This window comes from Roseovarius marisflavi (assembly GCF_900142625.1).
Lineage (GTDB): Bacteria > Pseudomonadota > Alphaproteobacteria > Rhodobacterales > Rhodobacteraceae > Roseovarius > Roseovarius marisflavi.
Genome location: NZ_FRBN01000003.1, coordinates 239,961 through 265,235, shown reverse-complemented (window position 1 = coordinate 265,235; position 25,275 = coordinate 239,961). Strand labels below are relative to the sequence as shown.

Here is a 25,275-nt window from a genome sequence, read left to right as displayed (position 1 = left end):
AGACCATTCATTGCCGGGGCCTCTCATCAACCAATCACTGCATATCGGTTTGCCGGGAACGGCCCTGCCCCAGCCGCGCGCATTGGGCACGGCAAAGCTGTCTGTTTATGGGGATGAGCACGGCAGAACCCGCCTGCGTGACCTGCGCCAGTCAGGATCTCTCAAACTGGTTTTCCCGCAGAGCCACAGGCCGGATGCCGAGGCGATTTTGGTCAATACCGCCGGAGGCATTACCGGCGGCGATCAGTTTTCCCTCGATATCACAGTGCAGAGGGGGGCCGCCCTGACCCTCACCACCCAGGCCGCCGAGCGGGCCTACCGTGCCCAAAGCGGTGAGATCGGCCGCGTCACGACGGATATTTCGGTGCAGGATGGGGCCAGCCTGAACTGGCTCCCGCAAGAGCTGATCCTGTTTGACCGCTGCGCGTTGCGGCGTCGTCTGACCATTGATCTGGCGGCGCAAGCCCACCTGTTGATGGTGGAACCCGTGGTCTTTGGCCGGGCCGCCATGCCCGAGGTTTTGCGCAGTGTGATGTTTCAGGACCGCATCAGGATCACACGCGCGGGCCGCCCGCTTTATATCGACGGGATGGATTTGCGGGGTGATGCGGCCGCACATCTGGCCCGCCCCGCGATCGCAAACGGGGCGGGTGCAATGGCAAGTGCGGTACTGGTTGCCCCCAATGCGCAGAGCCATCTCAAGACGGTGCGCGCCCTGCTGCCCCAAACCGCAGGTGCGAGCATGCTGGCCGAGGATGTCCTGGTGATCCGCCAGCTTGCCACCGACAGCTTCGAGTTGCGCCGCACCCTGATCCCCGTCCTCAACCATCTGACACAGAACACTTTACCCACGTCCTGGAGGCTGTAATTCATGCAACTGACCCCCCGCGAAAAAGACAAACTGCTGATCGCCATGGCCGCCGAAGTGGCGCGCAGGCGTTTGGCACGTGGCGTCAGGCTGAACCATCCGGAAGCCATAGCACTGATCACGGATGCGGTGGTCGAGGGGGCGCGCGACGGGCGCTCGGTTGCCGACATGATGGAGGCAGGCGGACATGTCGTTACCCGGGATCAATGCATGGAAGGCATCGCCGAAATGATCCACGAAGTGCAGGTCGAGGCCACCTTTCCAGACGGGACCAAGCTGGTCACCGTCCACAACCCGATCAGATAGGAGCACGCTATGATCCCCGGAGAACTCTTTGCCGCAGATGGTACGCTGACCCTGAACGCAGGCGCCGAGGCCATCACACTGATGGTCGCCAATACCGGTGACCGCCCGGTGCAGGTCGGCAGCCACTATCATTTCGCCGAAACCAACCCGTCACTGGACTTTGACCGTATCGCGGCCCGTGGCTTTCGCCTCGATATCGCCTCTGGCACCGCCGTGCGGTTCGAGCCCGGCCAGCGCCGCGAGGTACAGTTGATTCCGATTGGCGGAGCGCGGCGCATCTTTGGATTCAACAGCCAGGTTATGGGAGATTTATAATGCCCACCCAAATCCCCCGCGCACAATACGCCGCGATGTATGGCCCCACCACGGGCGATCGCCTGCGCCTTGCTGATACGGAGCTGGTCATCGAGGTGGAACGCGACCTGACCACCTATGGCGAAGAGGTGAAGTTCGGCGGCGGCAAGACCATCCGTGACGGCATGGGGCAATCCCAGGTCACCCGCGCCGGTGGTGCGGTGGATACCGTGATCACCAATGCGTTGATCGTCGATCATTCCGGCATCTACAAAGCGGACGTCGCCCTGAAAGGCGGGCTGATCCACGCCATCGGCAAGGCGGGCAATCCCGATACGCAATCGGGCGTTGATATCATCGTCGGCCCCGGCACCGAGGTCATCGCAGGTGAAGGGCGCATTCTGACCGCAGGCGGCATGGACAGCCACATCCACTTCATCTGCCCCCAGCAGATGGAGGACTCCCTGCACTCCGGCGTGACCACCTGTTTTGGCGGCGGCACCGGCCCGGCGCATGGCACGCTGGCCACGACCTGCACCCCCGGCCCCTGGCATATCGGCCGGATGTTGCAGGCCTTTGACGGCATCGCGATGAACATCGGCCTGTCGGGCAAGGGCAACGCGAGCCAGCCCGAGGCTTTGGTCGAGATGGTCAGGGCTGGCGCCTGCGCGCTGAAGCTGCATGAAGACTGGGGAACGACCCCCGCTGCGATCGATTGCTGCCTGTCGGTGGCCGATGACATGGATGTTCAGGTGATGATCCACACCGATACCCTGAACGAGAGCGGCTTCGTCGAGCATACGGTTGCCGCCATGAAGGGCCGCACCATCCACGCCTTCCATACCGAAGGTGCCGGCGGCGGGCATGCCCCGGACATCATCAAAATCTGCGGTGATGCGAATGTCTTGCCATCCTCCACCAACCCGACGCGCCCCTTCACGGTGAACACGCTCGAAGAGCATCTGGACATGCTCATGGTTTGCCATCACCTCGATAAATCCATCCCCGAAGACATCGCTTTTGCCGAGAGCCGCATCCGTCGCGAGACGATTGCCGCCGAGGACATCCTGCACGACATGGGCGCGTTTTCGATCATCGCCTCCGACAGCCAGGCGATGGGACGTGTCGGAGAGGTGCTGATCCGCACCTGGCAAACTGCGGACAAGATGAAGAAACAGCGCGGTCCCTTGCCCGAGGAGACCGGCGACAACGACAACATCCGGGTGCGCCGTTACATCGCGAAATACACGATCAATCCAGCAATTGCCCAGGGTGTAAGCCATGTTATCGGTGACATAAGGGTCGGCAAGCGCGGCGATCTGGTGTTGTGGAACCCCGCGTTCTTCGGCGTGAAACCTGAAATGGTCTTGATGGCAGGCACCATTGTCGTCGCGCAGATGGGAGATCCGAATGCCTCGATCCCGACACCGCAACCGGTCTACAGCCGCCCGATGTTCGGCGCATACGGCAGTGCGCTGCGGCACAGTTCGGTCAGCTTTGTCTCGGCGGCCGCCCAAGAGGATGGTATCGGCGAGAAACTCGGCCTCGCCAAGCAGACAGTTGCCGTGCAGGGCACCCGCAATATCGGCAAATCCGATATGATCCTGAACGATGCCCTGCCACAGATCGACGTGCATCCCGAGACCTACGAGGTGCGCGCAGACGGCGTTTTACTGACCTGCCAGCCCGCCGACGTGCTGCCGATGGCGCAACGCTATTTCATGTTCTGAGAGGACGCCATGACAAGATTTCCCATCGCCCAAACCCTGCACCGCAAGGGGCATTGGACCGGATCTGCAACCACCTGCGAACTGGATTACACCGAAAGGTTCCTGCGCCGCAAACGGCTGACGATGGTTTCGGGGGAACCGTTCATCGTCGATCTGGCGCAGGCCACCTCGCTGGATGACGGCGACGCTCTTGAGCTTGATACCGGGGCGCTGGTCAAGATCAGGGCAGGTGTTGAAGCCTTGTATAAAGTGTCCGGTCCCGATCTTGTGCGGCTGGCATGGCATGTGGGCAACCGTCATACGCCGTGCCAGATCAACAGGGACCACCTGCTGATCCAGGCAGATCCGGTCATTGGTCACATGCTCGAACATCTCGGCGCTGTGGTTGAGCCCCTGATCGCGCCTTTCACCCCGGAAGGTGGCGCATATGGTCACGGGCGCACCCATTCTCATGAACATGTCGCAACCTCACATGAGCACTGAACGCGATATTCTGACCCTCGCGCAATGGCTGTCACCTGCCTTTCCTGTGGGGGCGTTTGCCTATTCGCACGGGCTGGAAACCGCCATCCAAAGCGGCGCGATTGCCAGTGCCGGCGATCTGCAGGACTGGCTGGCAGATGTGCTGACACATGGCAGCGGGAGAAACGATTGCATCCTGTTGCGTGCAGCTTATGCCTGCGACTCCAATGCGGCACTGGAGGACATCAACCAAACGGCTTTGGCGGTTTCGGCCTCCGGCGAGCGCATCCTCGAAACACAGCTTCAGGGCAGCGCGTTCAGTCAGACGACGGCCGTGATCTGGGGAACGGATAAAGCGGCGCTTTGCTACCCTGTCGCCATTGGGTGCGCAGCCGCATACATGCAGTTGGACGTCGACCTGACCGTTGCACTATGCCTGCACGCCTTCGCCAGCAATCTGGTTTCTGCGGCGGTGCGCGCTGTTCCACTGGGCCAGACCGAAGGACAGGCAGTTCTCGCAGCCCTCATCCCGTTGTGCGACCAGATTGCCAGAGAGACCCGGGATGCCGCGCTGGATGATCTGAGCAGCAGCGCCTTCCTGTCCGACATCGCCGCCCTGCAACACGAAACACTTCAGCCAAGGACTTTCCGCTCATGACAAACCTCAACGGCCCATTGCGCGTCGGTATCGGCGGCCCTGTGGGGGCTGGAAAAACGACCCTCACGGCCTGCCTTGCCCGCGCCTTGCAGCCGGATTTCTCGATAGGGGTGATCACCAATGATATCTACACCCAGGAAGATGCAGAGGCGCTGATGCGGATGCAAATCCTGCCGCAAGATCGCATCATCGGGGTTGAAACGGGAGGTTGCCCGCATACCGCCATCCGCGAGGACGCCTCCATCAATTTGGCAGCAATTGCGCAGATGCGCGCACGGCACGCTGATCTTGATATCGTTCTGATCGAAAGCGGGGGTGACAATCTGTCAGCTACCTTCAGCCCTGAACTGGCTGACGTGACGGTCTATGTGATTGATGTTGCGGCCGGGGAAGACATACCGCGAAAAGGCGGGCCTGCGTTGACCAAGTCGGATGTTCTGGCGATCAACAAAACAGATCTTGCGCCGCATGTCGGTGCCTCATTGGAGATCATGAAGCAGGACTGCGTAAAGATGCGCGGCGGGCGGCCTTTTGTATTTTGCGCGCTGCGGCACGATCGGGGCGCTGACGAGGTTCTGAGCTGCATCCTGGAAATCGGGGGGCTCGCCCAGGGTCGTTGATGGCTGGCGAAATGGCCACGTGTTTCAGAGTGAGACGGGCCGCTTCATTTTGAATGCCAGCAAGGCTGAATTCACCAAAACCGTGATCTTCCACAGCGTCCCCTGGACGTGCCCTGCGGGCCTGGAGGACATAGTCATGGGCTGGAAAACCCTTGTAGATATGTTGGAAATTATCCATTCGCAGGAATTGCCAAGTCAATGGCTGCTTCCATCTTCTGCGTCAATCAGTGTCGACTACAGCATCGGGTAAGATGGGTATAAAGCGGCCTATGGCGGGTGCCAGAGCCCCCGCTGAAAACGGCACCGGAAACAATAAGGGCCGCCCCGGAGGCGGCCCTTTGCAGTCATATTTCACCAAGGATCAGTTGGCCTGACGGCGCAGGAACGCCGGAATCTCGATCTGTTCGTCTTCTTCCTGCGCACGGGCCGGGGCCTGTTGCGGTTGGGCCGACTGCATCGGCGGCTGATGACGGACAGGGCGCGCGGCCGGTTGCGGCTGACGCTCGGCTTCGGGGGCGTTATGGCCCGTCATCCGGTTGATCAGCGAGTTAATGCCAAAGCGCGGGCGCTCTTCTGCGGCGGGCTGTTGCTGCTGCTCGGCCGGTTGCGGGCGGCGTTGCTGCGGCTGTGCCGGCGCTTTGCTGACGGCGGCCTGCAAACGCTGCATGGCCTCTTGCGAGGGCGTGCCAGGTGCCGGGGCGCGCGGCGCGACAAAGCTGTCGAGGTCGTCTTCTTCGGCATAGGCCGCAGGGGCGAATTCTTCGACCCGCGGGGTATAGGCGGGCGGCGGCAGATCGTCTGCGGCGCTCTCCTCTTCAAAGATATCCTCCATCTGATCCTCGGCAGCGGCGCGTTGCGCATCCAGATCGCGGAACAGCGGGGTGTCGGACTCGTCCGAAGTGGCGGCGACTTGTGCCGGGATTTCTTCGACCTCTTCAGCAACCGGCGCGGTCACCTGGGGTGTTGCGGCCTGACGCAGGGGCTGTGCCATCGAACGACGCGGCACCGGCATGTCCTCGGGCTTGTCGGTGGCGTCGATACCGGTGGCAACGACACTGACGCGCATCGCGCCTTCCATTGCCGGGTCAAGCGTGGAACCGACGATGATATTAGCGTCGGCATCTACCTCTTCACGGATCCGGTTGGCGGCCTCGTCAAGTTCAAACAGCGTCAGGTCATGGCCACCGGTGATGTTGATCAGAACACCTTTGGCACCACGCAGGCTGATTTCATCCAGAAGCGGGTTGGCGATGGCCTTTTCGGCGGCCTGGATGGCGCGATCCTCGCCCTCAGCCTCGCCGGTCCCCATCATCGCCTTGCCCATTTCATCCATGACAGCGCGCACATCGGCGAAATCAAGGTTGATCAGACCGGGGCGAACCATCAGGTCGGTCACGCCCTTGACGCCCTGGTAGAGAACATCGTCGGCCATGCTGAAGGCTTCGGTGAAGGTGGTTTTTTCATTGGCCAGACGGAACAGGTTCTGGTTGGGAATGATGATCAGCGTATCGACCATCTTTTGCAGAGCCTCAACGCCCTCTTCGGCCTGACGCATGCGTTTTGCGCCCTCGAACTGGAACGGCTTGGTGACAACACCGACGGTCAGAACGCCAAGTTCGCGGGCGGCCTGTGCGATGATCGGTGCGGCCCCGGTTCCGGTGCCGCCGCCCATGCCGGCGGTGATAAAGCACATATGCGCCCCCGCCAGATGATCAACGATCTGTTCGATGCTTTCTTCAGCAGCAGCGGCGCCGACAGAGGCCCGCGCGCCTGCGCCAAGACCTTCGGTGACTTTCACGCCAAGCTGAATGCGGCTGTCCGAATTGCTCTGGCTCAGGGCCTGCGCGTCGGTGTTTGCCACCACGAAATCCACCCCGTCGAGTTGCTTTTCGATCATGTTGTTGACCGCGTTGCCACCGGCCCCACCAACACCGAAAACGGTGATCCGGGGCTTAAGGTCGTCATGTCCGGGCATAGTGAGGTTCAATGTCATTGCTCTGTCCGCCTGCTGTTGCGCCCGCATTCGCGAGCCGTTTTTCCGCCTATTCAGCACCATTCTTACCGGGCGTTAACCCAAAGGTCACCAAAAAAACACTAAATAGACACCAAATGTGGTCACTTTTTTGCCTTTATTCGCGGTATTTCGCCGATGACGCCACATATTGCGGTCACCAGTTGTCCTTGAACCACTTGACGGCTCGCTTGAGCGAGCGCGCCGGATAGCGATCGACCGGAATCTCAAAATCCCACCATTCGTCCTGTGGATTCGCCGCGAACAGGCACATCCCGACCGCGCTGGCAAAGCCGGCGCCGGTGGCGGCCTGTGGCAGCCCATGCACCCGAAGCGGGCGGCCAAGCCGGACCTGCTGGCCCAAAATCTTGCTGGCCAGCCCGTCAAGGCCGGGGATCTGGCTACCGCCGCCGGTCAGCACGATCTGCTGGCTTGGCAGGTGATCAAAGCCCGCCGCGTCAAGGCGCGCGCGCACCTCTTCAAGGATTTCCTCGACCCGCGGGCGCATGATTCCGATCAGTTCGGCCCGGCTTACCGTGCGCCGGTCATGATCCCAATCGCCGGTATCGCCGCCGATCTCGATCATCTCGCGGTCATCCATGCCGGTGGCCACGACGCCGCCGTAAAAGGTCTTGATCCGCTCTGCGGTGGCGGCGGGCACCTGAAGCCCCATGGAAATATCGCTGGTGACGTGATCGCCGCCCATGCGCACCGAGTCGGCATAGATCATGTGTTTCTTGATGAAGATCGACACGCCCGACGACCCACCACCTAGGTCGATACAGGCCGCGCCAAGTTCCTGTTCATCCTCGACCAGAGAGGCCACGCCCGACACATAGGCAGAACTGGCCACACCGGCCAGTTCCAGATCACAGCGCTTGACGCAATGCGCCAGGTTCTGGATCGCGGCGGCCTCGACCGTCAGCATATGCATGTCGGTCGAGAGCACCTGCCCCATCTGACCGCGCGGATCAATCAGACCCGAGCGGTGATCGAGCGCAAAGTTGACCGGCTGGGCATGCAGAACCTCGCGGCCCTCGCCGTAGTCGGGCACATCACAAGCGCTGAGCACGCGGCTGATATCCTGTTCGCTGACGGTATGGCCCTCAAGCTCAACCTGACCGGCAAGACCGTAAGAGCGCGGCGAGGCGCCCGAGAAACAGGCAATCACGTGATCGACCCGGATATTGGCCATCTTCTGGGCGGCCTGCACGGCGGTGCGAATGGCGCGCTCGGTTTCCTGCATCGCGTCGATCTCGCCAAAGCGCACCCCGCGCGAGCGTGTCGTCGCCGCGCCTATCACCCGGAACCCCGCCTGCCCGGCCATCGCGCCAATGCCATCAGTCTCGCTCAGGCGCTCGGTGCCGTCAAAACGCAACACAAGGCAGGCAATCTTGGAGGTGCCCACATCAAGCACCGCCACCACGCCGCGTTGCATCGCCGCCTTGCGCATGTGGCGCATCGCCCGCTGGGATTCATAGAGCTCGATCATCGGTTCAGTCCGCCCCTAAAGTCATATTTGTTATACGCCACCACTCTTCCATGGCGGTCTCATTCAGCCGGATGGTCGGTCGTGCGGCGAGCCGCATATCGACCGCCACCAAATCGCGTTCCAGCATGTCCTGCGCCGTGTTCAGCACCATCACCCGTTCAAGCGCGCGCACCGCCCCGGTTTCGGGCAGCATGATCCGCTGGCCGCTGCTCAGCACCAGATCCCACCGCCGCTCACCCATCCGCACAAGACCGCGAATGTTCTGTGGCAAGGGCCGGGCCGCCTGCAAGATCTGCATGGCTTCGGCGACGTGGATATGCGCGCCCTCACCGGCCACCACCGGCAGGCTGGCGCGTTCGCTGCGCGCGCCGACCGCGCCGATCACCTCGCCTTCGATATCAATCACGTTGATCCCGTCGCGGGTCCGCCAGAGGGCGACCGGCTGGCGCTCGGTGATTTCGGCCACCAGGACACCGCCCTGGCGAATGCGCACGGCGGCCTCGGCCACGGCCGGAAGGTCTTCGATCATCACCCGGATTTCATCGAGGTTCAGGTCAAACGAGCTTGCCGGAAGGTCAAACGGGAAAATCTCGCGGATGTCTTCCTGCACGCCAAGGCTTGCACCCTCGACCGCCAGCAGGTTGACCATGAATTCGGGGCGGGTTTCGATCTGATGGCGAATATCCGAGACCGCCAGCATGACATCTTCGCGGCGCTGCTGATCGGCGAAATAGCCCGCCGTCAGCCCCGCCACCGCCAGCACCGGAAGCCCGACGCGCAACAGCCGGCGGTAGAGCGGCGTCAGCATCAGCCGCTGAAAGCGATAGGACCAACGCGAGGGCGCCGGATCAATGCGCGGGATCACCTGTTGCATGATGCGTCCTCGACCATCCAACGGCACAGTTCTGGAAACGTGATACCAACCACCTGCGCCTGTTCGGGGCTAAGCGATGTGGGGGTCATGCCCGGTTGCGTGTTGGTTTCCAGAAGGATCAACCCGTCAAGCCCGCGCGCCTCGTCCCAGCGAAAATCGGTGCGGCTTAGACCGCGACAGCCCAGAACCTGATGGGCGCGCAGGGCGTACTCCATGCAGGCGTCGAAAATCTCTTGCGGGATATCGGCGGGCACCACATGACGCGAGCCGCCGGGCTTGTACTTGGCGTCGTAATCATACCAGCCATCGGTCAGGATATCGGTCACCGTCAGCGCGCGATCGCCCATCATCGTCGTGGTCAGCTCTCGCCCCGGCGCAAAGGCCTCGACCATCACGAGATCGGGCATGTCATCCGAGAGTTGCGGCGGCGCATTGGCGGCGTCCTGCACAAGGTACACCCCGACCGACGAGCCCTCGTTATAGGGTTTGACCACATAGGGCGGCGTCATCACATGCGCGGCGCTGACATCGGCCTTATGCGCAAGAACGCTGTCCACCACCGGCAGGCCAGCGGCGCGATAGGCGGCCTTGGTCTTTTCCTTGTCCATGGCAAGCGCCGAGGCCAGAACCCCGGAATGCGTATAGGGCAGTTGGAGCCACTCCAGCAAACCCTGCACACAGCCGTCTTCGCCCCAGCGGCCATGCAGGGCGTTGAACACCACATCCGGTGCAATCTCTTGTAAACGCGTGACAAGATCGTGGCCGGCGTCAACCTCGACCACGTCATAGCCTGCTTCCCTCAATGCGGCGGCGCATTCATGTCCTGACGACAGGGAGACCTCGCGCTCTGCCGAGGGACCACCCAGTATCACCGCCACTTTCGGGGTTGTTCTGCTCGAACCAACCACCTTGTGCCTCAATATCCCGGGTCTGTTTGCGACCCATGTTATTTGTTGTCTGCCTGATTGACTTAATTCGGGGCCGTTTCGCCGACCCTCATGATTTCCCAGTGTAACTCTATTCCGTTGTTTTGGAAAACCCTTTTTCGCACCTCTTCGCCCAATCCTTCAAGATCGGCGGCGGTGGCGCCCCCGGCATTGATCAGGAAGTTGGGATGCTTCTCGCTCATCTGTGCGCCACCGCGGCGCGCGCCACGCAGGCCGGCCTCGTCAATCACCTTCCAGGCCTTGAGATCATGCACATCATCGGCGCGCCCTGTCGAGCTGAACCCGGCAGGATTGCGGAACGTGCTGCCGGCGCTGCGCTCGCGCGTCGGCTGGGTCTCGTCGCGCTTGGCAAGCTGCGCGACCATCCGCGCATGAAGCTCTTCGGGCGCACCCTTGGGGGCCTCAAAGGTGGCGTGGGTTATCACCCACCCTACGGGTAAATCGCTCTGACGGTATTGAAAGTTGAGGTCTTGTGCCGTGAGCGTGACCCGCTTGCCCTCGCGCGTGACCGCCTCGGCGCTGACGAAATGATCCGCTGTGTAGTGGCCATAACAGCCCGCGTTCATCCGCACCGCCCCGCCAATCGCGCCGGGAATGGTGCGCAGAAAGGTCAGGTCAAGCCCCGCGTCCGCCGCCTTGCGCGCCACATGCGCATCAAGCGCCGCCGCGCCTGCGGTGACGCGCGTGCCTTCGGTCTCGATGCTGTTGAAACCGCGCCCAAGCCGGATCACCACCGCCCGCAACCCGCCATCGCGCACGATAAGGTTGCTGCCCACGCCCATCGGAAAGACCGCGATGTCGCTGCTCAGCTGCCCAAGGAACTCTGCCAGATCATCGACATCGGCGGGCTGAAACAGCCAATCCGCAGGCCCGCCCACGCGCAGCCATGTCAGATCCGAGAGCGGGCGATCGGGGGTCAACACTCCCCTTGGTCTGGGCAAATCAGTCATGTCCGCGCTTTTGCCCCGCCTGCCGCCCAAGGTAAAGCCCCCCAGTCGCGTGGCGCGCATCGCAAGGCCGCAGGGTGGAGACCCAGCAAAAGTGCATGGCACTTTATCCCGGCCAAATCCGTAAACCCCGAACACAGTGCGACGCCCTTACCAAATCACCAGCCCCGGGGGCGGTCTGGTGATGCGCGGCGGCCTGCGGCCTTGGGTCCGCGCGGGGTTTCTTATCCTCAACGGTGGCAAAAGGCAGGGATACGCCCCACCCCCCGTAGGGTGGGTGAAACCCACGCGTCGGCGATAAATCTCAACCGCCGCCTACGGACCAAGTAAGCAAATCCTTGGCGAATTGCATCAGGCGGCCATTATTGGCAACGTGGTCAAGAAGCGCTGTCCCGACGCCTGCACCGATGACAGATGCGGCAGCCTTGATAACCCTGTCTGCCAGTTTCCCGCAATACGCAGCAACGGCGCGTAAAGCGGCAAGCATCCCTTTTGCGATCTGCGTCAACCGCTCTTTATCTGGTTCCTTTGCCGCAAGCTCTTCACTTGCCTCATCCAATCCGGCCCAAATAATCGTAACATGACGGGCTATCTCCGGCTCTGCCTCGACCAATCCTGGCGGCTGATTGTGCGATCTCTGCTCAGGCGTCGCCCGCTCCGCCAGAAATGCTTCTTTCTGCGCGCGCAATTCCTCGGCCTCAATACGCAGGCGAACGAGGTCCCAAATCTCATGGATCATCGGATTGACCGCCTCCGGCCCCTGATCCCAGACCTCAGGCTTTATCAACGCGATCTTTTCGAGCATTTCCCATGTGCGCGCCGCGTTGCCGAGCATCGGGCGGCCGTCGAGCAGGGCTTGATACCACTCGATCCAGAACTGCCAGTCATGTGGACTATCTCCGCCTTCAACAAAGCCATTTATTTTTTCCCACAGCCCATCAAACGGCCCGACCCCTTGCTGCCAAAGCGGCATGAACACCAAAATTTCCTCATCTTTCATCTGTGAAGCATCCGCTCGGAACGATTGCCAGATGGCGAACGCGGGCGTGGAGGGGTCGGAAACGGAGTAACTGTGATTGTTAGAGCCAGCCGCAGCAGTGGAAGCGGAGTTAATGGAGGCAGCGAAAGCGTTGAAGGCGGTGTTTACGGGTTCGTCGGAGAAGGCCGTAGAGGCGGCGAAAGCCGCAGAAAAAGCGGCGTGAGCTGCGGCGGCGTGAGTGGCGGCACCGGAGGCAAGGGAAGCGGAGGTGCGAGCGGTTGCGGCGGCGTTGGAGGCGACGCGCTTTATATCCTCGTTTGGCATTTTGGCGGCAACATAGGATATAAGAGTACAGCGTAAAACTGTAAGCGCGGTCCACTCACGTCCCCGCGCCCAGTCCTCGCTCAGCACCGCGTGCCACCAGATCGGCAACACCCAAGCAGCAGCGCGGGGCGCAATGCAGACCGCCACCTCATGCGACTGGCCGTTCAACCACGCCTCAAGACGACCAAGGCTGTCTATATCTGCAATTTCAACCATCCCGGGCACCCTGCCCCGGCGCTGCGCGCAAGTCCAGCGATGACAGCAGCGCCGCTTAGCCCCTCAGCCGCTCTTGCACCGTTTTCACAAGCCAGCCGAGAGAGACACCGATCACCGAGCCGATCAGGACACCGAGCGATGCGAAGGCCACGATCATCATAAACAGCATCACCTCAAGAAACGGAAACACCTCGGCCAGAACGAAGGCCGCAGCAAGACAGGCCGCCGCGCCGCCCACAAGTTTCGCAGCGTGGCGATAATCTTTGCGATACCCCATGGGCAGGCCCAACAGCACGGCGACGAGTGCCGCAAGCAAAAGGAGGTCATTCATCATGGCGCTATTTCACACTCCGGTTGATCCAGCGGGCCAGGTAGATGATCGGCCACCGCAGCACCGACATCCCCGCCGCCAGTACGAGAAGCCCGACCCAGGGACCGTTCTGCCAGGTGACAAACCCGAGGATCGGCACCCCCGCCGCGATCAGGAAATAGGCCCGCCGCCAGAGGTTATCGCGGCTTGGCAGCATCGCCAGAACATTGGCCACAAAGGCCCAGAGACAGGCAAGCGCAAGGGACAGGGTCATTTGGGAACCTCCGGGTTTTGGCCGCGCAACCGGGCAATGCCATGCCGCAGCGGGCGGCGAAACATCGAGCCAAGCGCCAGCACGCCGCCAGCCGCGAGCAGCCAGCCGTGCTGATACCCCAAAAAGCCGATCACCAGCGGCGCGAGGATCAGCAGGGTCACGCCGGGGCCGTATTGCCTGCACATCGGCAAAAGCGCGACGACGGTGGCGGCCAGCACCCAGAGGCTTGCGATCAGGAGGGACGGGCTCATGTCAGCCTGCCCGCGATTGCGGCCGCAAAACAGCCAAGGCTCAGGATCACCCCGGCCCAGGGCACCCAGGCGCCGACCGAGAACCCCACATCGGGCTGGCGGCGCTTGAGGCCGATCAGGGCGGCGTTGACGATGGCAAAGACGATCAAGAGCGCCAGCGTCGTCACCTCGGCCAGCACTGCCACCGGCAGCGTCAGCGCCGAGGCGATCACCACCACCCCGATCAGCGCCGAGGCAAGAACCGGCGTGCCGAACCGGGGGTGGGCGCGGTAAAACAGCGCGAACGCCGGCGAGCGGCGGCCAAGGCCAAAGAGCACCCGGCTTGCCATTACGATCTGCGCCAGCACGCCGTTCAGCGCCGCCGCCACAGCAATCGCCGAGAGGAACACCGGGCTTGTGCCGGTGCCGGCTTCCCAGACAAGGGCCAGAGGGCGCTCGGAGATGGCCAGCACCTCGCGCGGCACAGAGCGCACCGCCGCCAGTGACACAAGCGCATAGAGGATCGCGGTAATCCCGAGGGCATAAAGGATCGCGCGCGGCATGTTGTGCGCGGGCGCGCGCACCTCTTCGGCCATGTTGACCATGTCGTCAAAGCCGATAAAGGCGAAAACCGCAAAGAGGGTCGCAGCCGCCACCCCGTTCCATTCGGGGGTCGTCAAGGGCAGGCCCCAGTCGGCGACGGGCGTGGCCACGCTACCGGCCCAGATCACAAGCACAAGGCCGATCACCTCGATCACGGTCAGGATCGCGGCGAAAGCAAGGCTTTCAAGCACGCCGATGATCGCCACCGCCGTGAGGGCCACGCCAAGGCCGATCACCGCCAAGGCAAAGGGGATATCCAGGATCGAGGTGAGATAGCCGACCCCGCCGCGCAGCACGGCGGCGGCGGCCACGGTGCCCGCGACGACATTGACCATGCCGACGCCGACCGCCAGCCAATGCGCCTCCAGCCCGACCTCGACATAAGAGCTGTCGCCGGCCGCCTCGGGTATGCGCGCGGCAAGTTCGGAGAACGAAAGCGCCGTCGGCACCGCCACCAGAGCGGCCAGAAGAAACGCCACCGGCGCCCACATGCCCGCCTCGCCTGCGGCGGCCCCGGTCAGAACATAGATTCCGGCCCCCACCATGATGCCGATGCCATAGGCGGTCAAAAGACCCGGCCCGATCCGGCGCTTCAGGGCGTCTGGCATCAAGGCTATCCCTTCAAACGCTCCGGCAGGTTGTTGGCCCAGGCGCTGATCGTGCCGGCGCCAAGACAGACCACCATATCGCCGGGCCTGGCCTCGGCGCGCACAAGGCGTTCAAGGTCATCCTCGTCGAGGACCGCATGGGCATGACGGTGGCCATGACGGATAAGGCCGGCGACAAGATCATCGCGGCTTGCGCCCGCAATCGGGGTTTCGCCTGCGGCGTAAACTTCGGCGATGCCCACGACATCGGCCTCGTTGAAACAGGCGCAGAAGTCGTCAAACAGCGAATGCAGACGGGTATAGCGGTGCGGCTGATGCACGGCGATGATGCGCCCTTCGGTGGCCTGGCGCGCGGCCTTGAGCACGGCGGTGATCTCGGTCGGGTGATGGCCGTAATCGTCGATGATGGTCACGCCGTTCACCTCGCCGACGCGGGTAAAGCGGCGGTTGACCCCGCCAAAGGCGGCCAGGGCGTCGCGGATTTCATCGCCCTTCATGCCCAGATGACGCGCCACAGCAACCGCGCTCAGCGCGTTGCTGACGTTGTGATCGCCCGGCATCGGCAGGGTACACCCTTCGATTTTCTTGCCCTCACCCTGAAGCAGGATATCGAAATGCGCGACACCCGCCTTGTAGGTGAGGTTGACCGCGCGCACATCGGCCTGGGCGTTGAAACCATAGGTCACCACGCGCCGATCGGTAAGCTTGCCCACCAGCGTCTGAACATCCGCATCATCGGTGCAACAGACCGCCAGACCGTAAAACGGGATATTGCTGACAAAATCATAAAAGCCTTTGTGAAGCGCCTCTTCGGTGCCCCAGTGCTCCATATGCTCGGGGTCGATATTGGTGACGATGGCGATTGTGGCGGGCAGACGATTGAAGGTGCCGTCGCTCTCGTCGGCCTCGACCACCATCCACTCGCCCTCGCCCACGCGGGCATTGCTGCCATAGGCGTGGATGATGCCGCCGTTGATCACGGTGGGGTCGAAATTGCCGTGATCCAGAAGCGCCGCCACCATTGTCGTGGTCGTGGTCTTGCCATGGGTGCCGGCCACCGCAACGTTGGATTTAAGGCGCATCAGCTCGGCCAGCATTTCGGCCCGGCGCACCACCGGCAGGCCCCTGCGGCGCGCTTCGTCAAGTTCGGGATTGCCCGGCTTGATCGCGGATGAAATCACCACAACCTCGGCGGCCTCAAGGTTGTCGGCGCGCTGACCCTCAAAGATGGTCGCGCCGTTGGCCGCAAGCCGGTCGGTGATCTTCGAGCGTTTGAGGTCACTGCCCTGCACCGTATATCCATGGTTCAGCAAGACCTCGGCGATGCCCGACATGCCGATACCGCCGATACCGACGAAATGGATCGGGCCGACATCACCAGGAAGCTTGGTTGCTGCGTTCATTCAGGGGCACCTTTATTCGCAAGTTCTTCGACCAGATCCGCCAGATGCTGGGGTGCGTCGGGCTGCGCACAGCCATGCGCGGCCTGCGACATCATCAGCGCACCGGCTGGATTGCTCAGCACGGCGGCTATCTGCTCTGAAAGCGTGGCAACCTCAAGCCGTTTTTCGGGGATCAGGATCGCGGCCCCCGCCTCGGTCAGGCCGCGAGCGTTGGCCTGTTGGTGATCGCCCGTCGCCGCCGCGTAAGGGATAAGGATCGAGGGGCGGCCAATCACGCTTATGTCGGCGACGCTGCTGGCGCCTGCGCGACTGATGACAAGCTGGGCCTCGGACATGCGGCGCGGCACATCGCGAAAGAACGGTTGCACATCAGCATCAATGCCCTGATCGGCGTAATATTGCGCCACGCGATCGCCGTCTTCATCGCGGGCCTGATGGCTGACGCGGACATTGCGCAGGATCTCGCTTGGCAATTCGGCAATCGCGGGGGGCACCACATCCGACAGGATACGCGCGCCCTGCGAGCCGCCGATTACCAGGATGGACATCGGGTAATCGCCCGGCGCAATATAGCCCGCGCCTGCGCGCTCCAGCACCGCGGCGCGCACCGGGTTGCCCACGTAAACGCCCTCGATGCCCTCGGGCAGATGGGTGGGCCATGTGCCACAGGCCACCCGGTCGACGCGCCTGGCAAAGATCCGGTTGACCCGGCCCAACACGCCGTTCTGTTCATGCACCATGCGCGGCAAGCGCAGCACCCAGGCCGCCGACAGCGCCGGAATGCTCGGATAGCCGCCAAAGCCGACCACAACGTCAGGCTTGTCGCGCATCATGCGCAGGCTCGCGCCGATCACGCCGCCCAGAATATGCAGCGGCACCAGCAGTTTGTTGACGATCCCGTCGCGCGCAAAGGTGGCGCTTGCCACCTGCTCGATCTCGACCGAATGCGGAAAGCCGCCGGTGTAGCGCGCGCCGCGCGCATCGGTCGACAGCTTGACCCGCCAGCCCCGCCGCAGCATCACCTCGGCAAGCGCCTGCGCGGGAAACATATGCCCGCCCGTGCCCCCGGCCGCGATCACCAATAGCGGCTTGCGCTCGCTCATCTGCGCCCCCTCAGAATGTCACCGATCTGGCCTTGCGGCCGGGTCCGGGTAAAGGCCAGCAGCATGCCCACGGCAATCCCGCCGGCCACCACCGACGAGCCGCCATAGCTTACGAATGGCAGGGTCATGCCCTTGGCCGGCAAAAGCCGCACCGCGACGCCCATGTTGATCATCGCCTGCGCGCCGAACATGGCCACAAGGCCGGTGCCCGCAAGGCGAATGAACGGATCCCGCTCACGCATCAACCGCAAGAAAGAACGCACGGCGATGCCCGCGTAAAGCGCGATGATGCAGAGCACGAGAACAAGCCCGTATTCCTCGGCCGCAACGGCAATAATGAAATCGGTATGCGCATCGGGCAGCGACCATTTCACCTGCCCCTCGCCGACGCCAACGCCGAAAAACCCGCCCTCGCGGATCGCGTTGGTGGCAAAGCCAAGCTGTGTTGTCGGATCGACATCGGGCGACAGGAACCCGTCAATCCGACGCGCGAAATGCTCTGAATTGGAATAGGCCAGCGAGCCGAACAAGACCACGCCCCCCGCCATTACCAGCAAAAGGGTGATCGGCGCCCCGGCGACGAAATACATCACCCCCCAGCCAAACAGCACCAGCGCCGCCTGCCCGAAATCGGGCTGCATCGCCAGAAACCCAAGGATTACCATCGCCAGCAGGAACGACCAGCTAAGCCCCGGCGGCCCGTTGATCTGTTGGCTTGCCGCCATCATCCAGGCGGCAACGACGACAAAGGCAGGCTTGAGAAACTCCGAAGGCTGTACGCTTGCAAACCCAAGACTGTACCAGCGCACGGCCCCCTTGCCAAAGTCGGTGCCGAACACCGGCAACAGCATCAGCGCGGCAAAGGCGGCGACAAAGCCAAGCACGGCAAGGCGACGCACCAGCTCGGGGCGCATCATCGAGGTCAGCACCATCACCACAAGCGCCAGACCGCCGAACACCGCCTGTCGCTGAACATAGTGAAAGGCGTGAAAGCCGTTCTTTTCCGCCAGCGGCGGCGAGGCCGCGAGGCCCAAAAGAACGCCGATCGCAAAGAGGATCAGCACGCAGGAAAACGACCACTTGTCGATCGTGCGCCACCATTTCGGGATCACGGGCTCTGCGTCCCGCAGGGGCACTGCCCCATAGACCATCTCTGTCATAAGCCTGCCGCCTCTGAATATCTTGCGCCCCTTTTCGGGGTCTGACGCGAATTGTAGCGCTATTTTCGCATTATTGCCAGCCTAAACCCCTTGCCAATAGGCGGCATTTCGCGTCTTTGCGCGGGCATGACAAAGGCGGTCGAAACCCTGATCCTTGGCGCCGGTGCGGCGGGCATGATGTGCGCGGCCCATGCCGGGGCGGATACGCTGGTGATTGATCATGCGCGCGCGCCGGGCGAAAAGATCCGGATTTCCGGCGGCGGGCGCTGCAATTTCACCAACCTCCACGCCGGGCCCGAGAATTTCCTGTCGCAAAACCCGCATTTCTGCAAATCCGCGCTGCGCCGCTATACCCAATGGGATTTCATCGACCTGATCGCGCGCCACGGCATCGCCTGGCACGAAAAGACGCTGGGGCAGCTGTTTTGCGACGACAAGGCCACACAGATCGTGGCGATGCTGGTGGATGAGATGACCCGCGCCGGGGCGCGCCTCTGGCTTGGCACCTCGCTTGTGGATCTCAGCCATGACGGCACGCGCTTTCACGCCACGCTGGATCGCGAAGGCACCCGTCAATCCGTCAGCGCGCGCAACCTCGTGCTCGCCACGGGCGGAAAATCCATCCCGAAGATGGGCGCCACGGGTCTCGCCTATGACATCGCGCGCCAGTTCGGCCATGCCCTGACCGAAACCCGCCCCGCTCTGGTGCCGCTGACCTTCTCAGACGCGCCTTTTGCCCCGCTCTCGGGCGTCGCCCTGCCCGCCCGCGTCGGCCATGACACCACCCATTTTGACGAGGCGGTGCTCTTCACCCATCGCGGCCTCTCGGGCCCGGCGATCCTGCAAGTCTCGTCTTACTGGCACGAAGGCGAGGCGATCACGCTTGATTTGGACCCCACCGGCGCCCTGTTTGACGCCCTGCGCGCACAACGTCAGACTCAGGGACGGCGCAACCTTACCACCGAACTGGCGCGCCACCTGCCCGCCAAGCTGGTCGATCACCTGACCCCGCTCTTGGGTCTCTCGGGCAACCTCGCCGATCAATCCGATGCCCGCCTCGGCGAAATCGTGAGCGCCCTGCGCCACTGGTCGCTCAAACCCACCGGCTCCGAGGGTTACCGCACCGCCGAAGTCACCCTTGGCGGGGTTGACACAGATGAGCTGTCGTCAAAAACCATGATGTCAAATCACCTGCCAGGGCTGTATTTCATTGGCGAAGCGGTCGATGTCACCGGCTGGCTTGGCGGCTACAACTTCCAATGGGCCTGGTCTTCGGGCTGGGCAGCAGGCACCGCAATCACCCAATCGCGCGCCTGACCTTCTTCTTGGCAAAAATACTCATTTCGCCCTGCGCTTGGCGCGCGCGCCGCTCAAAGCCTGCTGCGAACTTCTGCCATAAAATCCTCGCCGCGCTTCTCGAAATTGTCATACTGATCGAAACTCGCGGCTGCAGGCGCCAAAAGCACCACGTCGCCCGCCTCTGCCTCGGCCATCGCGCTTTGAACCGCCTGCGCCATCTCGGTGCAAATCTCGGCCTCGACCCCCTCAAGCTGAAGCGCGAACTGCGCCGCCTCGCGCCCGATCACATAGGCCTTGCGCACATGGCTCAGAGCCGGGGCAAGCGCGGCCAACCCACCCTCTTTCTCAAGCCCGCCACAAATCCAGCGGATGTTGTCGAACGCCTGCAGGGCCTTGAGCGCGCTGTCGACATTGGTGGCCTTGCTGTCATTAACGAAGATCACGCCATCCTTCTCGGCAATCCTCTGACTGCGATGCGGTAGCCCCGCAAAACTGGCAAAGCCCTGCTCAATGATCCTCGGCGCAAGCCCAAGCGTGCGGCAGGCGGCATAGGCGGCGCAGGCATTCTGATGGTTGTGCGCGCCCGGCAGGCCGGGCACATTGCGCAGATCAATCGAAGCGACCTGCCTGCCCTTTCGATATTCGCTCAGAAACCCCTTGCGTGCGCCCACGCTCCAGCCGGGGCCAGACAGCTTGCGCTCGACCGAGACCCGGATCACCCGGTCGTCAGTCGGCCCCTCGCTCAGCTGCCCGGCAAGATAGCGCCCTTCGGGTTCGTCCACTCCGATGATGGCGCGGTCCGGTCCGCCTTCGGCAAAAAGCCGTCGCTTGGCCGCGAAATACCCGCCAAGCCCGGCGTGGCGATCAAGATGATCGGGCGAGAAATTGGTAAACACCGCCACATCCGGCGTCAGCGCGCGGGCAAGGTCGGTCTGATAGCTCGACAGCTCAAGCACCACGATCCCGCCATTCTCCGGCGGGTCCAGATCAAGCACCCCGCGCCCGATATTGCCTGCAAGCTGCACCGATTTACCCGCTTCAAGCAACAGGTGATGGATCAGCGCCGAGGTGGTCGATTTGCCATTGCTGCCGGTCACCGCGATCACCCGCGGGGCGAGATCGAAATTGTCCCATTCCGGCAGGGCCAGCGAGCGAAAGAACAGCCCGATATCGTTGTCCACCGGCACGCCCGCCTCTTGCGCGGCGGCGACAACCTTGTTGGGGCTGGGATAAAGATGCGGAATTCCGGGGCTGACAATCAGGCTGGCAATCGTCTCGAAGGCGCGCGGATGCGACAGATCGGCAACCTCAAACCCTTCGGCTTCGGCCCGCTCTCGCGCCTCGGGGTTATCGTCCCAACAGACCGGCTCTGCCCCGCCCGCGCGCAGGGCGCGCGCCGCCGACAGGCCCGAACGCCCAAGCCCAAGCACGCCAATCCGCGCGCCCTCAACTCCTCTGACTGGTATCATGCTGCCCGCCCCTCATTCAGACCGGCCCAATCGCTACCGCAGATGCCCGCGCTTGACCAGAGGCGTCGCAGGCCCCTTAACGTAGTTTCAGCGTCGCCAGACCGATCATCGCCAGAACAAGCGCGATGATCCAGAAGCGGATCACAATCTGCGGCTCGGCCCAGCCCTTCTTTTCATAATGGTGGTGAATCGGCGCCATCAGGAATACCCGCTTGCCGGTGCGCTTGAAGTAAAGCACCTGGATGATCACGCTCAGCGCCTCGGCCACGAAAAGCCCGCCGACGATGCCAAGCACCAGCTCGTGCTTGGTGGCCACCGCAATCGCGCCCAACGCGCCGCCAAGCGCCAGCGAGCCCGTATCGCCCATGAACACCGCCGCAGGCGGCGCGTTATACCACAAGAACCCAAGCCCGCCACCGACAAGGCCGGCCACGAACACAAGGATTTCGCCAGTGCCAGGCACGTAATGCAGGCCAAGGTAGTCGGTGAAATCGACCCGCCCCACCGCATAGGCGATGATGCCAAGCGCGCTTGAGGCGATCATCACAGGCATGATCGCCAGCCCGTCAAGCCCATCAGTCAGGTTGACCGCATTGGCCGCGCCCACGATCACGAACATCGCGAAGGGGATAAAGAAGATCCCCATATTCAACAGCAAATCCTTGAACACCGGCAGTGCCAGTTGATACTGAAGATCGCCGGGGTGATGATAGGTCGCCCAATAGGCAGCGATAGCAGCAATCAGAAAGCCCAGCCCAAGGCGCACCCTGCCTGACACGCCCGACACGTTCTGCTTGCTGACCTTGGAATAGTCATCGGCAAACCCGATCAACCCGAAGGCCAGCGTGACGAAGAGGACAAGCCAGACATAGGGGTTGTCCAGCCGCGCCCAAAGCAGCGTCGAGGTGACCAGCGCCCCCACGATAAGCAAACCACCCATGGTCGGCGTGCCCGATTTGGCAAAATGGCTTTCTGGGCCGTCGTTGCGGATCGGCTGGCCCTTGCCCTGACGGCGGCGCAGCACGTTGATCAGCGGCTGACCGAACAGGAACCCAAAGATAAGGGCGGTCATGAAGGCCCCGCCGGCGCGAAAGGTGATATATCGAAACAGGTTGAAGAAATCCCCGCCATCCGACCAGATGGTCAACCAATAAAGCATTACCTGTTTCCTTTCCCGGCACTCCGGCCCGCGCGCCGCAACGCCTCAACCACAAGGCTGACCCGGCTCCCCTTGGAGCCCTTGATCAGCACGACATCGCCCGCATCTATCACGCGATGCACCTGATCTGCCAGCTCTTGTGCCGTGTCACGCCATTTGCCGCGCCGGGCCTCGGGCAAGGCCTCCCAGAGGGCGCGCATGCGCGGCCCGACACAGTGAATTTCGTCGATCTTGGCGATTTCGGGCAGCGCCGCAAGGCCGACATGCAGGGCGATTTCATCGGGGCCAAGTTCAAGCATATCGCCCAGAATGGCGATCCGGCGCCCTTTCGAGACCCGCCCCACCCCGTCGCGCGGCGTGGCGGCGGCCAGCACCTCAAGCGCTGCGGCCATCGAGGTGGGATTGGCGTTGAACGCATCGTCGATCATAGCGAGCGTCAGATCCTCGTCCGCCGGATCAAGCGCCAGCGTCTCGCGGGTGCCGCGCCCGGCGGGCGGGCTCCAGCGGCCAAGGTCAAGCGGGGCCATGTCGCCATCGCCACCAAGCGCCGCCACCGCAAGCAGGACGCCAAGCCCGTTCATCGCAAAATGCCGTCCCGCACTGTTGATCTTGAAGAGGGTCGCGACGCCGTTCACCTCGGCCTGCACCACGGTCTTGTCGTCGGAAAGGGTCGCCTCAAACAATCGCGCGGCCTCGCCAGCCTTGCCAAAGGTCAGGATCTCGACCCCCTGCGCGCGCGCGGCGGCCAAAAGGATCGGCGTGGTCTCAAGATCGGCATTGATCACCGCAACGCCGCCCGGCTCCAGCCCGTCAAAGATCGCGGCCTTTTCATGGGCGATGCCCTCGATATTCTCGAAGGCCTCAAGGTGGGCGGCGGCGACGGTGGTGATCATCGCCACATGCGGGCGCGCCATGCGGGCCAGCGGCGCGATCTCGCCGGGGTGGTTCATGCCGATCTCGATCACGGCAAATTCGGTCTCGACCGGCATCCGCGCAAGGGTCAGCGGCACGCCCCAGTGGTTGTTGTAGCTGGCCTCGGCGGCATGGGTGCGGCCCTGCGCCGACAACACATCGCGCAGCATTTCCTTGGTCGAGGTCTTGCCGACCGATCCGGTCACCGCCACGACCCGCGCCTTGGTGCGGGCCCGACCGGCCCGGCCAAGGGCCTCAAGACCCGCTAAAACATCATCGACAAACAACAGCGGCGCATCGGCGCCGACGCCCTCGGGCACATGGCTCACCAGAGCGGCGGCGGCGCCACCCGCAAGCGCCTGCGCGACAAACTCATGACCATCGCGCACCGCCTTGAGCGCCACGAACAAATCGCCCTTTTGCAGGGTGCGCGTGTCAATCGAGACGCCGCCCGCCTGCCAGTCGCCAATGGCGCGCCCGCCGGTGGCGGCGGCGGCCTCGGCTGCACTCCAGAGCGTCATGCGAGGCCCCCGTCAAGCGCCGACACCACGACGCTGGCCTGTTCGACATCGTCGAACGGCAGCACGTCATCGCCTACGGTCTGGCCGGTCTCGTGGCCCTTGCCGCAGATCAAAAGAGCGTCGCCGGGCCCTAGCGCGTCAACCCCGCGCAGGATCGCAAGCGCGCGGTCGCCCACCTCTTGCGCGCCGGGACAGCCCTGCATCACCGCCGCGCGGATCACGGCCGGGTCTTCCGAGCGCGGGTTGTCATCGGTCACGATCACCTCATCTGCATTCTCACACGCCGCCTGCCCCATCAGCGGGCGTTTGGCGGCGTCGCGATCGCCCCCCGCCCCGATAATGGCAATCAGTCGGCCCATGACATGCGGGCGCAGCGCCTTGATCGCGGTCGCCACCGCATCGGGCGTATGGGCGTAATCGACAAACACCGCCGCGCCGTTTTCGCGGGTCGCGGCAAGCTGCATCCGGCCCCGCACGGTCTTCATGCCCGGCAATGTCTCGAACACCCGCTCGGCATCGGCGCCGGCCCCTATCGCAAGCCCTGCCGCCAAAAGGACGTTTTCCGCCTGAAACCCGCCGATCAGGTCAAGCCGTAGCTGATGCACATGACCTTCCCAGTCAAACCGCAACACCTGCCCGGTGGCATCAAAACGTTGCGCCATAAGGCGAAGGTCGGCGCCATCGCGGCGGCCCACGGTGATGATATCCTGACCACGATCAGCGGCAATCTCGGCCATGTCAACGCCGCGCGGATCATCGACATTGATCACCGCCACGCCCTCTTCGGGCAGAACGCGGGCAAAAAGCCCGGCCTTGGCGTTGAAATACTCTTCAAAGCTGGCGTGATAATCGAGGTGATCCTGGGTGAAGTTGGTGAACCCCGCCGCCGCAAGGCGCACCCCGTCCAGGCGGCTTTGCGCAAGGCCGTGGCTTGAGGCCTCCATCGCGGCGTGGGTCACGCCCGCGCTCTCGCAGTCGGCCAGCAGGCGATGCAGGGTGATCGGCTCGGGCGTGGTGTGCGTCATCGGCGCGCTATAGGCGCCCTCAACGCCGGTGGTGCCAAGATTGACCGCCTCGAAACCAAGCCCCTCCCAGATCTGGCGGGTAAAGGTGGCGACGGATGTCTTGCCGTTGGTGCCGGTCACCGCAATCATGGTTTCGGGCTGTGCCCCGAACCAGAGCGCGGCGGCATAGGCCAGCGTCTGGCGCGGGTCCTGCGCAATGATCAGCGCGGCGTCGCTCGCCGCCAGCTCTTCATGGGCGATGCGCGCACCTATCGCATCGGTCAGGATCGCAGCCGCCCCCATGCGCAGCGCATATTGGATAAACTCGCCGCCATGCACCCTTGTGCCCGGCAGGGCCGCGAACAGCGTGCCGTCGCGGACCGTGCGGCTATCGACGCTGAGCCCGGTTATCTCTACCTGCCGCCCGCCCTGCGCGGTCAGGCCCAGCTCTGCCAATGATCGTATCTGCCCCACCGCGCTGCCCTGTTCTGG

25 protein-coding genes are annotated in these 25,275 nt (G+C 63.2%); 8 read left to right on the top strand and 17 right to left on the bottom strand.

Annotated elements, in window-relative coordinates:
* Positions 1-10 precede the first annotated feature (10 nt).
* The 7 genes from BUB78_RS05150 to ureG are packed head-to-tail and all read left to right on the top strand — an operon-like array spanning position 11 to position 4,938.
* Positions 11-868 (top strand): urease accessory protein UreD, encoded by an 858-nt coding sequence (locus tag BUB78_RS05150; protein WP_245813359.1) that lies wholly within the window; start codon positions 11-13, stop codon positions 866-868.
* A gap of 3 nt (positions 869-871) precedes the next feature.
* Positions 872-1,174: an urease subunit gamma gene (locus BUB78_RS05145; RefSeq protein WP_073195685.1), complete on the top strand. Its 303-nt coding sequence runs from the start codon at positions 872-874 to the stop codon at positions 1,172-1,174.
* A gap of 9 nt (positions 1,175-1,183) precedes the next feature.
* Complete coding sequence (locus BUB78_RS05140; RefSeq protein ID WP_073195683.1) at positions 1,184-1,489, top strand: urease subunit beta; 306 nt, start codon at positions 1,184-1,186, stop codon at positions 1,487-1,489.
* A complete protein-coding gene (gene ureC / locus BUB78_RS05135) occupies positions 1,489-3,198 on the top strand; it encodes an urease subunit alpha (RefSeq protein ID WP_073195680.1) in 1,710 nt (569 codons plus the stop codon). Before BUB78_RS05140 ends, ureC begins: the two co-directional genes overlap by 1 nt.
* 9 nt (positions 3,199-3,207) lie before the next feature.
* Positions 3,208-3,681 (top strand): urease accessory protein UreE, encoded by a 474-nt coding sequence (locus BUB78_RS05130; protein WP_073195677.1) that lies wholly within the window; start codon positions 3,208-3,210, stop codon positions 3,679-3,681.
* A complete protein-coding gene (locus BUB78_RS05125; protein ID WP_073195675.1) occupies positions 3,671-4,318 on the top strand; it encodes an urease accessory protein UreF in 648 nt (215 codons plus the stop codon). Before BUB78_RS05130 ends, BUB78_RS05125 begins: the two co-directional genes overlap by 11 nt.
* The gene (gene ureG / locus BUB78_RS05120; protein WP_073195673.1) at positions 4,315-4,938 is read left to right on the top strand and encodes an urease accessory protein UreG; all 624 of its coding nucleotides are present in this window, start codon (positions 4,315-4,317) and stop codon (positions 4,936-4,938) included. The genes BUB78_RS05125 and ureG overlap by 4 nt, the downstream gene beginning before the upstream one ends.
* 361 nt (positions 4,939-5,299) lie before the next feature.
* Here the strand turns inward: ureG and ftsZ are convergent, their stop codons facing one another.
* From ftsZ to ftsW, 13 genes are all read right to left on the bottom strand, one after another.
* On the bottom strand, positions 5,300-6,931 hold the full coding sequence (gene ftsZ, locus BUB78_RS05110; RefSeq protein ID WP_073195669.1) for a cell division protein FtsZ: 1,632 nt from the start codon (positions 6,929-6,931) through the stop codon (positions 5,300-5,302).
* 175 nt (positions 6,932-7,106) lie between these two features.
* Positions 7,107-8,441 (bottom strand): cell division protein FtsA, encoded by a 1,335-nt coding sequence (gene ftsA, locus BUB78_RS05105; RefSeq protein ID WP_084732769.1) that lies wholly within the window; start codon positions 8,439-8,441, stop codon positions 7,107-7,109.
* A 4-nt stretch (positions 8,442-8,445) separates the two neighbouring features.
* A complete protein-coding gene (locus BUB78_RS05100; protein ID WP_073195667.1) occupies positions 8,446-9,315 on the bottom strand; it encodes a cell division protein FtsQ/DivIB in 870 nt (289 codons plus the stop codon).
* A complete protein-coding gene (locus tag BUB78_RS05095; protein ID WP_073195665.1) occupies positions 9,303-10,193 on the bottom strand; it encodes a D-alanine--D-alanine ligase in 891 nt (296 codons plus the stop codon). The genes BUB78_RS05100 and BUB78_RS05095 overlap by 13 nt, the downstream gene beginning before the upstream one ends.
* A gap of 92 nt (positions 10,194-10,285) precedes the next feature.
* Positions 10,286-11,212 carry a UDP-N-acetylmuramate dehydrogenase gene (gene murB, locus BUB78_RS05090; protein ID WP_073195785.1) on the bottom strand — a complete coding sequence of 309 codons (927 nt, stop codon included), beginning with the start codon at positions 11,210-11,212 and terminating at the stop codon, positions 10,286-10,288.
* A gap of 301 nt (positions 11,213-11,513) precedes the next feature.
* Complete coding sequence (locus BUB78_RS05085; RefSeq protein WP_073195663.1) at positions 11,514-12,728, bottom strand: hypothetical protein; 1,215 nt, start codon at positions 12,726-12,728, stop codon at positions 11,514-11,516.
* Positions 12,729-12,783: 55 nt separating this feature from the next.
* Complete coding sequence (locus BUB78_RS05080; RefSeq protein ID WP_073195661.1) at positions 12,784-13,062, bottom strand: hypothetical protein; 279 nt, start codon at positions 13,060-13,062, stop codon at positions 12,784-12,786.
* Between the two features lie 4 nt (positions 13,063-13,066).
* A complete protein-coding gene (locus BUB78_RS05075; protein WP_073195659.1) occupies positions 13,067-13,312 on the bottom strand; it encodes a DUF2484 family protein in 246 nt (81 codons plus the stop codon).
* Complete coding sequence (locus tag BUB78_RS05070; protein WP_073195657.1) at positions 13,309-13,563, bottom strand: DUF2484 family protein; 255 nt, start codon at positions 13,561-13,563, stop codon at positions 13,309-13,311. Before BUB78_RS05070 ends, BUB78_RS05075 begins: the two co-directional genes overlap by 4 nt.
* Positions 13,560-14,753, bottom strand: a complete 1,194-nt coding sequence (locus BUB78_RS05065; protein WP_073195655.1) for an APC family permease — start codon at positions 14,751-14,753, stop codon at positions 13,560-13,562. The genes BUB78_RS05070 and BUB78_RS05065 overlap by 4 nt, the downstream gene beginning before the upstream one ends.
* Before the next feature lie 5 nt (positions 14,754-14,758).
* Positions 14,759-16,156, bottom strand: a complete 1,398-nt coding sequence (gene murC, locus BUB78_RS05060; protein ID WP_073195653.1) for a UDP-N-acetylmuramate--L-alanine ligase — start codon at positions 16,154-16,156, stop codon at positions 14,759-14,761.
* A complete protein-coding gene (gene murG / locus BUB78_RS05055) occupies positions 16,153-17,259 on the bottom strand; it encodes an undecaprenyldiphospho-muramoylpentapeptide beta-N-acetylglucosaminyltransferase (RefSeq protein WP_073195651.1) in 1,107 nt (368 codons plus the stop codon). Before murG ends, murC begins: the two co-directional genes overlap by 4 nt.
* Positions 17,256-18,419, bottom strand: coding sequence for a putative lipid II flippase FtsW (gene ftsW / locus BUB78_RS05050; RefSeq protein WP_073195649.1), 1,164 nt, complete (start codon positions 18,417-18,419; stop codon positions 17,256-17,258). Before ftsW ends, murG begins: the two co-directional genes overlap by 4 nt.
* Before the next feature lie 126 nt (positions 18,420-18,545).
* Here ftsW and BUB78_RS05045 point away from each other — a divergent pair, with 126 nt between their 5' ends.
* Positions 18,546-19,736 (top strand): BaiN/RdsA family NAD(P)/FAD-dependent oxidoreductase, encoded by a 1,191-nt coding sequence (locus BUB78_RS05045; RefSeq protein ID WP_073195647.1) that lies wholly within the window; start codon positions 18,546-18,548, stop codon positions 19,734-19,736.
* Between the two features lie 53 nt (positions 19,737-19,789).
* Here the strand turns inward: BUB78_RS05045 and murD are convergent, their stop codons facing one another.
* The 4 genes from murD to BUB78_RS05025 all read right to left on the bottom strand — a co-directional run bounded on the left by murD (position 19,790) and on the right by BUB78_RS05025 (position 25,257).
* Entirely contained in the window at positions 19,790-21,187 is a 1,398-nt protein-coding gene (gene murD / locus BUB78_RS05040; RefSeq protein WP_073195645.1) for a UDP-N-acetylmuramoyl-L-alanine--D-glutamate ligase, read from the bottom strand.
* Between the two features lie 76 nt (positions 21,188-21,263).
* Positions 21,264-22,346, bottom strand: coding sequence for a phospho-N-acetylmuramoyl-pentapeptide-transferase (gene mraY / locus BUB78_RS05035; RefSeq protein ID WP_073195643.1), 1,083 nt, complete (start codon positions 22,344-22,346; stop codon positions 21,264-21,266).
* Complete coding sequence (locus BUB78_RS05030) at positions 22,346-23,779, bottom strand: UDP-N-acetylmuramoyl-tripeptide--D-alanyl-D-alanine ligase (protein WP_073195641.1); 1,434 nt, start codon at positions 23,777-23,779, stop codon at positions 22,346-22,348. Before BUB78_RS05030 ends, mraY begins: the two co-directional genes overlap by 1 nt.
* On the bottom strand, positions 23,776-25,257 hold the full coding sequence (locus BUB78_RS05025) for a UDP-N-acetylmuramoyl-L-alanyl-D-glutamate--2,6-diaminopimelate ligase (protein ID WP_073195639.1): 1,482 nt from the start codon (positions 25,255-25,257) through the stop codon (positions 23,776-23,778). Before BUB78_RS05025 ends, BUB78_RS05030 begins: the two co-directional genes overlap by 4 nt.
* Positions 25,258-25,275: the final 18 nt, after the last annotated feature.